The organism is Aequorivita sediminis (assembly GCF_032080575.2).
GTDB lineage: Bacteria > Bacteroidota > Bacteroidia > Flavobacteriales > Flavobacteriaceae > Aequorivita > Aequorivita sediminis.
In genome coordinates this window covers 389308-405094 of record NZ_JAVLSO020000003.1, presented here as the reverse complement: position 1 = coordinate 405094, position 15787 = coordinate 389308, and the positions used below count along the sequence as shown (strand labels likewise).

General features: G+C 34.1%; 14 protein-coding genes. All 14 read left to right on the top strand.

Annotated features, from left to right (window positions below):
* The first annotated feature begins 22 nt into the window (after positions 1–22).
* Positions 23–1417 (top strand): asparagine synthase-related protein, encoded by a 1395-nt coding sequence (locus RT250_RS07940; RefSeq protein WP_313113730.1) that lies wholly within the window; start codon positions 23–25, stop codon positions 1415–1417.
* Positions 1418–1587: 170 nt separating this feature from the next.
* Positions 1588–2640, top strand: a complete 1053-nt coding sequence (locus RT250_RS07935; RefSeq protein WP_313113727.1) for a glycosyltransferase family 4 protein — start codon at positions 1588–1590, stop codon at positions 2638–2640.
* 2 nt (positions 2641–2642) lie between these two features.
* Positions 2643–3500 carry a sulfotransferase domain-containing protein gene (locus tag RT250_RS07930; RefSeq protein ID WP_313113725.1) on the top strand — a complete coding sequence of 286 codons (858 nt, stop codon included), beginning with the start codon at positions 2643–2645 and terminating at the stop codon, positions 3498–3500.
* Between the two features lie 2 nt (positions 3501–3502).
* Entirely contained in the window at positions 3503–4678 is a 1176-nt protein-coding gene (locus RT250_RS07925) for a glycosyltransferase family 4 protein (protein ID WP_313113723.1), read from the top strand.
* Positions 4679–4787: 109 nt separating this feature from the next.
* Positions 4788–5858, top strand: a complete 1071-nt coding sequence (locus tag RT250_RS07920; protein ID WP_313113722.1) for an exostosin domain-containing protein — start codon at positions 4788–4790, stop codon at positions 5856–5858.
* A 1-nt stretch (position 5859) separates the two neighbouring features.
* A complete protein-coding gene (locus RT250_RS07915; RefSeq protein ID WP_313113719.1) occupies positions 5860–6717 on the top strand; it encodes a sulfotransferase family protein in 858 nt (285 codons plus the stop codon).
* On the top strand, positions 6717–8063 hold the full coding sequence (locus tag RT250_RS07910; protein WP_313113718.1) for a glycosyltransferase family A protein: 1347 nt from the start codon (positions 6717–6719) through the stop codon (positions 8061–8063). Before RT250_RS07915 ends, RT250_RS07910 begins: the two co-directional genes overlap by 1 nt.
* A 48-nt stretch (positions 8064–8111) precedes the next feature.
* Positions 8112–8510 carry a transposase gene (locus RT250_RS07905; RefSeq protein WP_313113716.1) on the top strand — a complete coding sequence of 133 codons (399 nt, stop codon included), beginning with the start codon at positions 8112–8114 and terminating at the stop codon, positions 8508–8510.
* A complete protein-coding gene (locus RT250_RS07900; RefSeq protein ID WP_313113713.1) occupies positions 8507–9349 on the top strand; it encodes an IS3 family transposase in 843 nt (280 codons plus the stop codon). Before RT250_RS07905 ends, RT250_RS07900 begins: the two co-directional genes overlap by 4 nt.
* 192 nt (positions 9350–9541) lie before the next feature.
* Positions 9542–10633, top strand: coding sequence for a glycosyltransferase family 4 protein (locus tag RT250_RS07895; protein WP_313113711.1), 1092 nt, complete (start codon positions 9542–9544; stop codon positions 10631–10633).
* Positions 10634–10705: 72 nt separating this feature from the next.
* Complete coding sequence (locus RT250_RS07890) at positions 10706–11836, top strand: glycosyltransferase (RefSeq protein WP_313113708.1); 1131 nt, start codon at positions 10706–10708, stop codon at positions 11834–11836.
* A 228-nt stretch (positions 11837–12064) separates the two neighbouring features.
* Positions 12065–13207, top strand: coding sequence for an O-antigen ligase family protein (locus tag RT250_RS07885; protein WP_313113706.1), 1143 nt, complete (start codon positions 12065–12067; stop codon positions 13205–13207).
* A complete protein-coding gene (locus tag RT250_RS07880; protein ID WP_313113705.1) occupies positions 13170–14189 on the top strand; it encodes a glycosyltransferase family 4 protein in 1020 nt (339 codons plus the stop codon). The genes RT250_RS07885 and RT250_RS07880 overlap by 38 nt, the downstream gene beginning before the upstream one ends.
* A 181-nt stretch (positions 14190–14370) precedes the next feature.
* The gene (locus RT250_RS07875) at positions 14371–15762 is read left to right on the top strand and encodes a sugar transferase (RefSeq protein ID WP_313113703.1); all 1392 of its coding nucleotides are present in this window, start codon (positions 14371–14373) and stop codon (positions 15760–15762) included.
* Positions 15763–15787: the final 25 nt, after the last annotated feature.

Sequence of the window (15787 nt, the reverse complement as noted above, 5' to 3'; positions counted from 1 at the left end):
AACCCTAAAAGCCAAACCCCCAATGAACACCGTCAAAACCTCAATACTTCCAACCCATCCTCAACACGTAAAAGTCCGTGCGCCACACGAATTAGATAAAAAGGCCATCTGCATCTTTGCGGCTACGAGTTATTTTCTCGGCACAGACACCTATTGGAAAGATAAAAAAGTACTTCCCCCAGGAACGATAAACACCATCGACGACGAAGGATATTGGGTAGATAGTAAGCCTTGGTTTGAATGGTATCATAAACCCAGAGACATATCGTTTGAACAGGCTGTAGAGGAATTTACGGATTTATTCCATATCATTTGTAAAGAACAAGCAGGAGATAGCAAGGTGTTACTTCCCCTTTCGGGAGGATTAGATAGCAGGACACAGGCAGTTGCTTATTCCAAGCTAAACAATCCCGTGATTTCCTATAGCTATTCGTTCCACAACGGATATAAAGAAGGGGCGATTTCAAGGCAAATCGCTAAAGAGTTAGGATATGAGTACAGAGATATGACCATTAAGCCAGGTTATTTGTGGAACAAGGTCGATGAATTGTCCAAACTGTTGAATTACGGCACCGAGTTTACTCATCCGCGACAAATGGCGGTTATAGATGAGTTAAAAAAACTGGAAGGTGTTTTTACATTAGGCCATTGGGGTGATGTTTTATTTGATTCTGTAGCTCCTAAGGATTTAGCAGAAGAAAATGCTGAGGAATGGATTTTAAAGAAAATTATAGTAAAAGGCGGGCAAGAATTAGCCGAAGCCTTATGGAAGGAATGGGAGCTGGAAGGGGAATTTATGGATTACTTAAAACAGCGCACCAAGGAGATATGGAGCGGACTTAAAATAGATGATGTAGGAGCCAAGGCCCGTGCGTATTATAGTAGTACTCGTGCCGTACGATGGACAAATTTAGGCTTTGCTATATTTGAAGCTGCAAACCCTATAGAAGCACCATATTATGACGATAGGATGGCAGAATTTATCTGTGGGATACCAGAGGAATACTTAGCCGATAGGAAAATACAGATAGCCTATTTAAAGAACCAAAGCCCTGAAGTGGCAAAAATTACGTGGCAAGCTCAAAAGCCCTATAACCTTTATGATTATCATAAAAACAAATCCCCACATAACTTACCCTATCGCATAATGGATAAAGCCAAACGAGTTGTTAATGCAAAGTTGGGTAAACCTTACATTCAACGCAATTGGGAGTTACAATTTTTGGGAATGGAAAATGATGAAAAGCTTCAAGGGCATCTCTTTGACAAAAACTTACATCCCTTTCTCCCAAAAGAGTTGATTACGCGCTTCTATAATAAGTTCAGCACAGATGATCGGGTTAAATATTCGCATCCATTGAGTATGCTGCTTACATTGGCGGTTTGGTACAGGAAGGAAGTACGAAGTGGAAAGTAAGAAGTTAGAAGTACGAAGTGGGAAGTGCGAAGTTGGAAGTGCGAAGTGGAGGTGAGATGCATGGAGTATGTTGAGAGTATTTAAAAACTCTGTGGCCTCTGCGTTGTTCTCGGCGGTCTCTGCGAGAAACACATATATATATTAGAAAATTACAGATAGTTAATATACAAATGTCAAAAATCAAGATTTTATATACGATTCCAAATTTTAAAACGGCTGGAAGTCAGTATGTCTTGTTGTCATTGTTTAGGAATATCGATAGAACTGTTTTTGAGCCTTTCATCTGTATAGAAAAATTTCCAGGGTCTGTTCCTGAAGATGTTTTAAAAAATCAACTCATACTATTTGAGTGGTCAGGCAAGATGAGTCGTGATGTGCTAGATTTTAGATCCGTTTTAAAGAAACATAATATCGATATATTGCATTCATGGGACTATAAATCAAATTATACTGAAGCGCTTGCATGTAGGTTAGCCGGAGTTAAATATTTATATACCAAAAAGAATAATGCTTGGTCAAAGCGTTGGTTGTTAAAAAGTTGGTTGTCTAGCCATATTGCTTATGATAACCCAGAAATGAAAGCTCGATTTTTTAACTCATTCCTTTTAAGACATAAAATTTCTTTCATTCCACATGGGGTTGATACTAAAGTATTTAAAGCTTTAAAACCAATTGATCACGCTACATTTAATCTTGTTTGTGTCGGAAACATTGGTGATAATAAGAATCAGTTATTTATATTAAAAGCATTGAAAAACTTACCTCAAAATATAGTTTTGCATTTATATGGTAAGGAAGATAAAGAGTACAGAAAAAAACTAGACGATTTTATAGAATTGAACACTATAAAGGAGCGAGTACTTTTTCATGGTTTTTTAGCAAATAAGATAATACCTCAAGTTTATAGAGAGATGGATTTATTTGTGTTAGCTTCATACCAAGAAGGGTTACCTGTGTCTATATTAGAAGCGTTAGCTTGTGGATTGCCGGTATTATCTTCAGACTCTGGAGGTGGCGCAAACTACATTCTTTCAAGGGGTGGTGGGTATGTATTTCATTTAGATAATCCTAATAGCTTGGCAGATAACCTTAAGAAGATGGCTACCGATAAAGAAGAAATGAAAAGACTCTCTATAGAAGGATTAAATAATATAAAAGCAAATTTTTCAGTAAAGGGTGAAATATCATCTTATGAAAAAGTATATTTAAATATTACGAAATAATAGTGAGTAGGTTCAATAAACATATTGTTATAGTTGGTTCAGCTAGAAGTGGGACGAGTTGGTTAAGTGAAGTAATAGCTAGACAGTTTCGTTATAGATTGCTTTTTGAACCAGAGCATGAATTCAATACTAAGAAAGGAAAGTTAATTTGCGATAAATGGCTTAGGCAGGAAGTGAGTTCTGTTGAGGCCAATCGGTATTTGAAAAAAGTATTAAAGAACCAAGTTGATAGCGATTGGATAGGGCAGATAAGTAATAGAAAATATAAAATGCACATGTGGCCCTTTCTTCCTAAAAAATACATCATTAAATTTGTTCGTGCTAATCTTGCAGCTAAACATATTAATGAAAATTTTAAGGTGCCTCTTATACATATCATTAGGAACCCTTACGATGTTCTTAATTCACAACAGCGGGTTAAGTTTCCTTGGCTGTACAATTTAGAGCACTTTAAGCAACAATCAGATTTAGTAGAGTTGGTAAAAGAGAATTTTAAATTCGATCTTATTGAAGATACTAAATATTTTACACCTCTAGATATACTTACCGTGCGATGGTGTCTTGAGAATGTTTTACCCTTACAAATATTGGAGCCATATCAATATAAACATCGTATTGTAAAACACGAAGATTTACGAAGTGATATTCAAGTTTTTTTAAATTTGTGTAAAGAGTTTGATATTGAGCCACTATCAGAAATCGAACAAGAATATCAGCGTCCATCATCTAAAACACATCCCAAAAGCGCAATTATAAATAAAGAAAAAAATAATTTAAGGTTTACTGTAGAAGAATTGAATGAAATAAATACTTTGCTAGATATTTTTAAATGTAATCTATACCCTCGAATTCAAGCTTAGTTATGCGAATTGGAATTGTACTTTCTCAACCCCCTGCTTATTCCGAAACTTTCTTCCGCTCCAAGATTCGAGGGCTTCAGAAGAATGGAGTAGAAGTTCATTTGTTTTGTCAGAACACAAACGATGAATTTACACTTTGTCCCGTTATAGTTAGTCCGAAGGTGAGTAAAAATCCGTTCCTTCAAGTCTGGTTTTTTATAAAAGAGTTTGTGCTCTTATTACCATATATATCAACGGTAATACGATTTGTGAAAATAGAAAGAGCTGAAGGAACGGGATGGGTGCAAGTTTTCAAAAAGGTTTATCTCAATGCTCACTTGCTGAAGTCAAAATTAGATTGGTTGCACTTTGGCTTTGCAACTATGGCTCTAGGGAGCGAAACAGTGGCTAAGGCAATAGACGCTAAAATGGCGGTGAGTTTTCGTGGGTTTGATATGGTAGTTTACCCAGTCAAAAATCCTGGGTGTTATAAAATGCTGTGGAAGCACATCGACAAAGTGCACACCATTTCTAATTATCTTTTAAGCCTTGCAGTTAAACACGGAATGCCAAAAGACACTCCTTTTAAGAAAATAACCCCAGCTGTTAATATCGACTTGTTTAATTCTACCGTACAGAAATCAGCGTCAATTCATAACCATGTTTTGATAACAACAGGACGTCTTCATTGGATTAAGGGATATTCATCAACCCTAGAAGCTTTAGCCATACTTAAAGAGGAAGGAATTGATTTTACTTATAAAATAATAGGTGAAGGGAAAGAATATGAACGTATGGCATTTACGGTCTATCAACTTGGACTTACAGATCGTGTTCAGTTCTTAGGGAAGTTGCCACATGCTGAGGTGAAAAAAGAATTGGAGAAGGCTAATATTTATCTTCAATACAGTATTCAAGAAGGGTTTTGTAATGCGGTATTAGAGGCGCAGGCAATGGGTAAACTCTGTATTGTAAGTGACGCAGAGGGACTAACAGAAAATGTGCTACATAACCAAACTGGATGGGTAGTGCCTAAATATTCGTCTCATCTTTTGGCAGAACAAATTAAGAAAGTACTTTTGATGGTGGAGGGAGAGAAGTTGAGAATAACTCAAAATGCTATGAAGCGGGTGAGAGACGAGTTTAATTTGGAAAAACAACATATGGAGTTTTTGGAATTTTATGGGGCAACTACATAGTGCGCAAGATGCCACAGAGTGTACAAAGATTTATGTGGTTAAATAAGTACATATACAAGCTCTTTGTAGTTAAAAAAAAATTAAGAATTATAAGTTAAGAAAATTTAAATTGAAGTTATACTACCCAAAATCTCACTATGATAAATCAAAAAGAGGACAGGTATTCCCATTGCTAAAACCATTTATTAGAGCAGATGATTTTACAGATGCTGAGCGAATACAAGTTTATGGGGTTTCGGACAAAGACTTTGAGTTTACTGATAGCTTAGAAGAAGCGGATTTAACTATTCTGACTATGGCTTGGAATTACTATGTTAATTCTAATAATACTAGCCTGGCAATTTCACAGGTAAATAAAGCCAAAAATCTTGGTAAAAAAATTGTAATTTGGAATTTATCAGATTTTGGAATAAAAATACCTTCTTTTGAAAATGCAATTATTCTGCGAAGAAGTGGATATAAATCAAAGTTTAAGCATAATGAATATTCACTTCCCAGTTTTATTACTGATCCTTTAAAAAAATATTTTAATACATCAAAGGTATTCCTTCAGCCTTATAACTCAATACCTATTATAGGTTTTTGTGGGCAAGCAAATTCCTCACTTTTTAACGCTAAAATGGAGATATGTTATACTGTCTTTCGCAATTTAAAATATTACGTGGGATTAAGCCGTCTAGAGCCTCAACAAATTCTTTCCACTACCTATTTAAGAGCGTCAGTTTTAAATACCTTTCAGAAATCTGAAAAGATTGTTTCAAATTTTATTTTTAGAGAAAAATACAGGGCAGGTGTAACAAAAAATAAAGAAACGCATTTAACTACGATAGAGTTTTACAACAATTTAAAAAACTCAGATTATATTGTATGTATAAGAGGGGCTGGAAACTTTTCCGTACGATTTTATGAAGCTTTAGCAATGGGACGAATACCAGTATTTATAAATACAGATTGTTCTCTTCCTTTTGATGATAGTATAGATTGGAAGAAGCATCTAGTTTGGGTAGAGTACAAAGATCGTCACTTAGTTGTACAAAAAGTATTGGATTTTCATAATAAACTATCTAAACAGGACTTTCTAGACCTACAATATTCGAATAGGCAATTGTGGGAAGAGAAGTTGACTCTAGGAGGATTTTTTAGAAAGTTTTTAACTTCTATAAACGTAAAAGAAAATTAAAATGAAATTGATAATACTCTTAGGGCAACGTGTTAGAAGTGGTACTAATTTTATTGGTACCACTCTTAAACAACACCCCGATGTAGTTTGTGTCCCTGTGAATACTTCTGCAGGTGAGATGAATATATTTAAAGACGCTTCAATAAAAACACAAATTTATAATAAGGTATCTAAGAGTTTTGGGGCACGTCTCACAGACAAGGACTTTCCAGAATTTATGAAATATTATGGTGAATTATGGAAAAGTTTTTTAGAAAAAAAATATAACTTACCTCAAGATAAAGTCGTATTTATAAAATCACCATATATTGAGCATGTTGAATTGTGGAAACTAGCTTTTCCAAATAGTCAAATAGCTCTTTTATGTAGAGATGGTCGTGATAATGTTATTTCATCTGTCAAGGCATCCAACGATAGGCGTAAATGGCACACTAAAAAAATTAAATTTAAAAAGAACTTCAACTATTTTTCTGGTAGATCATTTTACGCCCATACTAAAGATTGGAAAAATACTGCAAACTTATTCCATGAAATATCGGAAAGTCCTAAATTGAAAAAAATTAGATATGAAGACCTAATAAACTCTCCAAAAGAAATTGAAAATTTGCTCAAATTTTATGAGTTAAGAACAGATTCTGAAATTGTTAAAAAATGTTTAAGTGCTCCAATAGTGGGTAGTTCTTTTGGGGTTAGTGATAATGGAATGGTAAAACCGAATTGGGAACCTATAGATAATAAAGAAAATTTTAAATTCACTGGGAAATGGAATAAATGGAATATTTTTCAGAAAACATTTTTTAAAAAAATAGCCAATAAAGAGCTAATGCAATTAAATTATGTAAAGAATCATAATTGGTAATGAGAGTTTTCTTTAATTTAAAATATCTTCAACCCACTCACTACTTCCAACTTTACAAAAAAGACGGTAGCTCTATTTTCCCTATTCCCGATAAACTACCTAATGAAGTTATCGACAGGTTAGCTCCTGATTATGGCTATAAGAGTGAGGAAGCAAGAGCGTATGACCTTAGTTGGCAGGCTATAAATAAAGGGTATATTGGTACAGCAGAGACCTATACGTCGTTTAGTAAGTTGCCTTTAAAAGATGAATACCGATTTATCCGCAAATATTTTCACCCCGCTTGGGCTTTTTATGTATTGCTACTTCGATTGTTTTCTTTTAATAATCCGATTACTGAAATTACAGCATTTAACAAGTCTAATAGTACAGTAAGAAGTGATTATCTAAAGCAACCAATAATTTATAAAAACTATTTTTCCTTTGATTCTAAATTAGTGTCTAACAAGCCTTTAGTGAGTGTAGTAATTCCCACCCTAAACCGCTATGAATATTTAAAGGACGTTCTTAAAGACTTTGAACAACAGACCTATAAACATTTTGAAATAATAATAATAGATCAGTCGAAACCGTTTCAAGAAGATTTTTGCAAGGACTTCAACCTAAACATACGTCACATACAACAATCTGAACCTGCGCTATGGTTGGCTAGGAATTCAGCAATCAAAAAAAGTAAAGGGACAATTATCGCCCTTTCCGAAGATGATGTTAGGATAGAGGCCGATTGGCTTGAAAATCATTTGCGTTGTTTAGACTTTTTCAAAGCAGAAATCTCTGCAGGAGTTTTTTACCCAGAAGGAAGGTCTGTTCCCAAAGAACGTTCATTCTTTTCTGTCGCCTCACAATTTGCTACTGGGAATGCAATGCTATATAAATCTGTTTTTGAAAAAATTGGATTGTTTGATCGTCAATTTGAAAAGCAACGTATGGGCGATGGTGAGTTTGGATTAAGAGCTTATCTAAACGGCTTTAAAAGTATTTCTAATCCATATGCTTCTTGTGTTGATGTAAAAGCAGCTACTGGAGGATTAAGACAAATGGGCAGTTGGGATGCTTTTCGTCCTAAAAATCTATTTGCACCACGTCCTATCCCAAGTGTTTTATATTTTTTCAGAAAATACTTTGGTCGGGAGAGAGCTGTATTGGCACTTCTTAAAAGTGTACCGCTATCAATAATTCCATACCGATTTAAGAAAAATAAAAAGATGCTGATTCTAGGTGCGATAATTTCTGTTTTCCTATTGCCATTTATCGTAATTCAAGTAATGATATCCTGGAAATTAGCATCAAAGAAACTTAGCGAAGGGGAGATGATTGAGAGGTTAGACTTGAGACTTGAGACTTGAGAATTGTACGTCCCTGATATAGGTTGACCACTTAACGAGTGAAAACCTATGAAAGCAAATGTACGGAGTATTCGCAAGCAACGTAAATACTCAATTGAATTTAAAAAAAGGATTGTTGCAGATTTTGAAAGCGGAAAGTTTAGCGTTCTCCAATTGGAGAAGCTTCATGGAATAAGAAATCCAACAATTTATAAATGGATTTATAAATTCTCTACCTTTAACGAAAAAGGATTTAGAATTATAGAAATGAAAGACAGCAGCAGCCAAAAGATGAAAGAGCTCGAAGCTCGTATAAAGGAGCTTGAGAGCACCGTGGGCCGCAAGCAGATAATGATCGATTATCTGGAGAAGATGATAGAGATTGCCAAGGAAGAACTTGATATCGACATCAAAAAAAACTTCGGCACCCCACAATCAACTGGTTCAGGAAAAACAAAGAAAAAGTGAGTTTTTCAATGAACATGCTATATGCCACCGTTGGTATCAGCAAGCAAGCTGTAAGCCAGTATAACACAAGGCAAAAGGCCTTTGATAAGAAAGTCAAGCAAATGATGCTCGAAGCTGATGAGCTCAGAGCGGATCACCCTGGTTGTGGGGTTGAGAAAATGTACTATACACTTAAACCAGACTTTATAGGAAGGGATAGGTTTATTGAATTAATGATGGAACTGGGATACCGATTGAAGCGCAAAAAGAACTATAAAAGAACGACCATTGCTTCAAAGATTTATTATCCCAACCTGATAAAAGGGATGGAGGTTGACCGACCATCAATGGTATGGCAGTCTGATATTACTTACATACCTATAGGTGACAAACATTATTATGCGGTTTTTATAATAGATGTCTATACAAAGAAGATCGTAGGATATAAAGTCTCTGATAATATGCGAGCACAAGCAAATGTGGATGCATTGAATATGGCATTGAAAGAAAACGATGCTCCTCTGGTGCACCACAGTGATCGGGGGAGTCAGTATACCTACAAGGGCTATATTGATCTTTTAAGGGAAAGTGGAAGCCAAATAAGTATGGCACTCTCAGCCCATGACAATGTTTATGCGGAACGTATCAATAGGACGATAAAGGAAGAATATCTTGACCACTGGAAACCACAGACATTTAACCAGTTAAAAAGAATGACGGCAAAAGCGGTCAAGAATTATAACAGTAAAAGATTACATAACAATAACGACAGAATGAGCCCTGAGAAGTTCATAAATCAATTTTCTTTCTTGAGGCCTCAAGAAAGAAAATTGATGACTATTTTTGATAATATAAATTAATAAATAACGGTCAACACTAATCAGGGATGTTCAAATTTAGAATTTAGAATCTAGAATCTAGAATCTAGAGTCTAGATGCAGTATGGTTTTAAGTCCTTAATATAGAATTTGAATATTGGAAATGTAACTGACATTGCTACTTTTATAGTTTTGTGCTTGAAATTTGATTAAGAAAAACTATTTTTAAAATTAATGACAAAAACCCTCATATTAACTTCCGAATTTCCACCGCAACCTGGGGGGATTGGTAATCACGCTTTAAATTTAGCTAAGGGATTACAAGGGAATGGCTATGAGGTAACCTTACTTTGTGATTATCGGTCTAAAAACGAACAAGCTGAAAATGAATACGATATAAATCTTCCTTTTAAAGTTAAACGTATTCCTAGAAAAGATTTTGTTTTCTTAAGTTATATTGCACGTATTAAAGCTGCGACTTCACTGGCTAAAAATTGTGAATTGATAATTTGTTCAGGTAAGTTTTCATTGTGGTTAGGAGCCTTACTCTCTATATTTTTTAAAAGAAAATTTGTGGCTATTATTCACGGAAGTGAACTTAAACTTCCAAATATTTTTCTGCGAAAACTTACAGAACTATCTCTAAAAAGCTTTGATAAAATTATAGCAGTAAGCAATTATACAAAGTCACTAATTGCTCACCTCAAACTAGACAATACTGTTGTTATCCCTAATGGATTTGCACTAAACATACCTACTATTCTACAATCCAATACCAAACCCGTACCGGTTTTAATTACGGTGGGTAATGTTACCAAGCGGAAAGGGCAGCACAATATCATTAATGCTATGCCTTTGCTTTTAAAAAAATACCCAGATTTAAAATATCATATTGTTGGCATCCCTACAGAAAAGAAAAAATTAGAAAAATTAATGCTGACCTTAGAAGTGGAGGATTCAGTGGTTTTCTTTGGAAAAGTTTCTGAAACAGAAAAAATTAAACTACTACAAGAGGCAGATGTTTTTATAATGTTAAGCGAAACTACCAAGTCAGGCGATGCTGAAGGTTTTGGTATAGCAATTCTTGAAGCTAACGCTCTCGGAGTTCCTGCAATCGGATCTTTTGGTTGTGGTATAGAAGACGCTATAAATAATGGAATTTCGGGGAAATTAATTAATATTAAAAATGTTAATCAGCTAGCTGATGCTCTACAAGAAATTCTAAATAACTATGAATTATATTCACAAGGCGCAAAAAGCTGGTCGCAAAACTATACTTGGGAAAGAGTAATTAAAAAATATCTTACAATTTTAAAAGAATTATAAGATTGATAACAGATTTTAGAGGCTAGAGACTAGAAAGTATACACTAGAACTAAGATAAAAGAAAAAGAACTATTGAAACTTGCAATAATATCACATACAGAACATTATAAGCATTCGGATGGAACTATTGTGGGATGGGGGCCAACAATTAGTGAAATAAATCATTTAGCTCAGGATTTTGATGAAATTTATCATCTAGCTTTTTTGCATCCCGAAATGCCACCTCATAGTTCTTTGCCATACACTTCTTCTAAAATTAAATTTATCCCCATGAAGCCTGTTGGTGGAAAAGGAATTGGTGAGAAGCTTAAAATTATTGCTAATGTTCCATCTGTAATAAATTCTGTAAACAAGGTGTTGCATCAAGTTGATGTATTTCAGTTACGTACTCCTACAGGAATAGGTGTGTTTTTGATACCGTATTTATCACTTTTCAGTAAAAAAAAGGGTTGGTACAAATACGCTGGAAATTGGAATCAGAAAAACCCACCCTTTAGTTATGCACTGCAGCGGTGGATGTTGAAAAAACAACATAGGAAAGTTACAATTAACGGTAGATGGCCCGAGCAGAAAAGCCATTGTATAACCTTTGAGAACCCTTGTCTCACAGAAGAAGAACGCTTGGTTGGATTGCAAATTATTAATGCTAAGGTGTATAAACCTCCTTATACAATGTGTTTTGTTGGGAGGTTGGAAGATGCAAAAGGGGTGCAACGTATTATTGATGCATTTGGAAGTTTGAAAAATAAGGAGAATGTAAACACGATTCATTTTATTGGAAATGGCGATAAAATGAATGTGTATAGAAAGCAATGCGAAGCGCTGCAACTACCTGTTAAATTTCATGGCTTCTTAGACCGAGCTCAAGTTTTTGAAATATATAAGAAATCTCATTTTTTAATGTTGCCAAGCACTGCTTCCGAAGGTTTTCCTAAGGTTATAGCAGAAGCTATGAATTTTGGGTGTTTGCCAATAGTTTCTTCGGTTTCAAGTATTACGCAATATGTTAATGCTTCAAATGGGTTTGTAGTAGATCCTTGTACAGCTGAAGTGTTAAGAGAATTAATATTGGATATTTTAGAAATTGAAGAGAATGAACTAAAAGTAAAAGCTTCAAAAGCATATAAAGTTGCTAAAGATTTTACCTTTGAGAACTATCGCCATAGAATTAAAACAGAAATTTTAAAAGAGTCAACTTCCTAAAATACTTTTATTATCAAGATCAGACTGTTTGAAAATATAAAACCTTTAAGCGCTATACTCCTTCATGTAGGTATAGGAGTTATTGCCTCGATTAATCGTAATGCAATGCTTATCTATTTGGTTTTCATTTTCGGATATTTTACTTGGCAAATTATTCAGAAAAAAAATAAAGCGTTCAACGTCTTAGTAGCGTGTGCTTATTTTACAGGGGCGGAAGTTTTTTTAAGAATGACAAAGTCATATGTTTTTTATGAAGTAGGGAAATATTCCGTTATATGGTTTGCCCTTTTAGGGATGTTCTTGTTAGGCTTTAAAAGAAATTCATACCCATACCTTATATATCTTTTACTTTTAATTCCAGGTATTATAGTATCGTATGATGTTATTTCTTATGATGTTGATTTTAGAAAAGCAGTTTTATTTAATCTTAGTGGTCCAATTTGCTTAGCTATCGCTTCCGTTTTCATATTTGGGAGAACAATTAATTTTCAACAGCTTTTAAAAGTGTTAGATTATATTGTTTACCCCATTATTAGTATGACTACCTATATTATTCTGTATTCTCCAGATATACGTGAAATTATAACTAATACTGCTTCAAACTCTGCTGTATCTGGCGGTTATGGACCCAATCAAGTTGCAACTATTCTAGGGTTAGGAGTGTTTATTTTACTCACACGACTTTTAATCCCATACAAAAATACATTAGTGCAGGGAGTTATGATGTTATTTTTGGTCTTGATGGGGTATAGGGCTTTATTAACTTTTTCTAGAGGTGGGGTGATTGTAGCTGTAGTTATGTCTATTGCCTTTGTGTTAATTTTATATTTCTCTACAAATTTAAAATATAAGGCAAAAATAAGTTTAAAGATGCTATTACTAATAGCAGCTGCTTTAATTGTTTGGGCTTTTGCTATTTTTCAAACAGGAGGGTTGATTGAAAATCGATATGCGAATGAAGATGCCTTAGGACGGGAGAAATCGGATATAACTACAGGAAGAGCTGATTTATTAGTGACTGAAATTGAAGCTTTTAAAGAAAATCCTTTTTTGGGGGTAGGAGTAGGTAGAGTTAAATCACATTTTGAAAATGAGTTAGGTATTTCAATACCTACACATAATGAAATTTCTCGGATGCTATCAGAACATGGTGTTTTAGGGATCTTTGCATTATTAGTATTGATATTTGCACCCTTAGTCACAAAATTAAATGGTAGGAAAAACATTTACTTTTATCCTTTTCTTATTTTCTGGGGGCTAACAATAGCTCATTCCTCTATGCGTATTGCTGCACCAGCATTCATTTACGCTTTATCTTTACTGAATATTGATTATGATACCAAAAAGAAACCTGCTCTACATAGGAAATAAATTAGCAGCTCATGGTAAGCCTCCAACTGCGATAGATCTATTGTCTGTAAAATTTCAAGAGGAAGGTTTTAAGGTTTATGCATCATCTTCAAAACTAAATAAGGTTTCGAGATTGTTGGATATGATTTCTAAAACTATTCGCTATCGAAAAACTATAGATATAGCATTAATCGACACATATAGCACTCAAAATTTTTATTACGCTGTAGTAATAGGACGTCTATGTAGGTTTTTAAAGATTCCGTATATCCCTATTTTACACGGAGGTAACTTACCTAATAGACTGAAAAACAATAAAATATTAAGTAAACAGCTTTTTACTAATGCACTTACCAATGTAGTACCATCCCAGTATTTAGCGGAGCAGTTTAAAACTTATGGAATTCATAATCTTTGCCACATTCCAAATACTATTGAAATTGAAAACTATAAATTTCTACAACGCAATAAAATAACAGCTAAACTCCTTTGGGTACGTTCGTTTTCTGAGATTTACAATCCTTTATTGGCGTTGGAGGTTGTAGAGTTATTGCTTAAACAAGGTGTAGAGGTATCACTGTGTATGGTGGGGCCTGACAAAGACGGTTCTTTAGCACGATGTAAAAAAGTAGCGGCCGAGCTAAAACTCCCCATAACTTTTACAGGAATGCTAAAAAAGGAAGAATGGATTACACTTTCCAAAGATTACAATATTTTTATCAATACAACCAATTTTGATAATATGCCAGTTAGTGTCATGGAGGCTATGGCATTAGGATTACCAGTGGTTTCTACCAATGTTGGTGGGTTACCTTTTCTGATTAATCACGAAAATGATGGAATTTTAGTGCCTTCCAACAATCCTGCAGCTTTGGTAAAAGCTATAAATAAACTAACAGATGATTCAGCCTTAGTAAAAACTTTAACGAACAATGCTCGATCAAAAATTGAAGCACTTGATTGGCAAATAGTTAAACATAAATGGAACTCTATATTGAGATAATAATTGGTAATATTTTTAATTAGAAAACGTTAGATTCGGTATTAAAAACCATAGTTTTACTAGTGTTAATTGATAATTATTAACTATAATTGTGAAAATGATGGAATGCGTAAAATGATGCGTTTATACTCTATTTTGAAGATTTCAAAAGGACTCAAATTACCTACAATACCAATCATTAATGTCTAAGAATAACATTCACTTTGTAATCTCTGAAAGAAAAATACTGCTGCGTATTCTTGATATTGTATTTGTAATATCTGGACTGTATTTAGTAGGTTTTATTTTTGAATTCGATTACTTTAAAGTTTCAAGTGACAATTGGATTTGGTCTATAGTTCTAGCTGTTTATCTAACAGTTTTTGCAACTATTTTCGAACTCTATAACTTGCAGAAGGCGAGTAAACTAGATGTTGTTGTTAAGAATGTGTTATTGACAACTTCAATTACGGTGTTGTTCTATTTGCTTACACCCTTTTATACTCCAATGCTTCCCAATAATCGTTTACAAATAGTTTATTTCTTTTTGGCGATTAACATAGCATTGCTTCTTTGGAGATATGCATATATAGCACTAATTACCTCTCCTAGATTTAATAAGAATGTAATCTTAATTGCTCATGCTAAGGATATAGATGCGATTGTTCAATCGCTTCATAAATCTGATCCAAATTATAGGGTGATAGGATATTTTAACACAGATGATTCTAATAAAATTGATTTAGATCACCTGCAGATTGATGCCTATAAACTTGAAGATTTAGAACCTTTAAATTTGAGCAAACACTATTCAGAAATTGTTGTGGCAACTCCATTATCTTATGGAATTTCCGTAGCCCTTAACAATCAACTAATTTCTTTATTAAAAAATAATGTGCCGATTAGAGATTATAATCAAGTATATGAAGAGCTAACTCAAAGAATTCCAGTTCAATATGTAGATAGGGATTTTTACAGGTATTTTCCATTTAGTCGAAGTAATCAAAACAAATTGTATCTCTTTTTTAGTAGGATTTTAGAATTGTTATTTTCAGTTTTGGGATTGCTTTGCGCTTTTGTATTGTTGCCTTATATATTAATTGGAAACCTACTAGCTAATCGAGGTCCGTTATTATACACTCAAACTCGAGTTGGAAAGAATGGGGAACACTTCAAGATTTATAAATTTAGAAGCATGGTGATTAATGCCGAAAGTGAAGGTGCACAATTTGCAAAAACTAAAGATAGTCGTGTTACACAATTTGGAAGATTTTTACGCCGTACGCGTTTAGATGAAATTCCACAGTTTATAAATGTAATTAAAGGCGATATGGCTATTATAGGGCCTCGACCTGAACGTCCTGTATTTGTGGAAAAATTACAAGAATGCATTCCTTTTTATGAAGTTAGGCACGTAGTAAAACCAGGGATTACTGGATGGGCACAGGTTAATGCTAGGTATGGTTCATCGGATAAAGATGCCTTAGAAAAGCTTCAATACGACCTCTATTATATCAAACATAAGGGCTTATTTCTAGATATCGCAACACTTGTAAAAACCTTGAGTACGGTAATCTTCTTCAGAGGTCAATAGCAGTTTTATATTTAAATATTTAGAG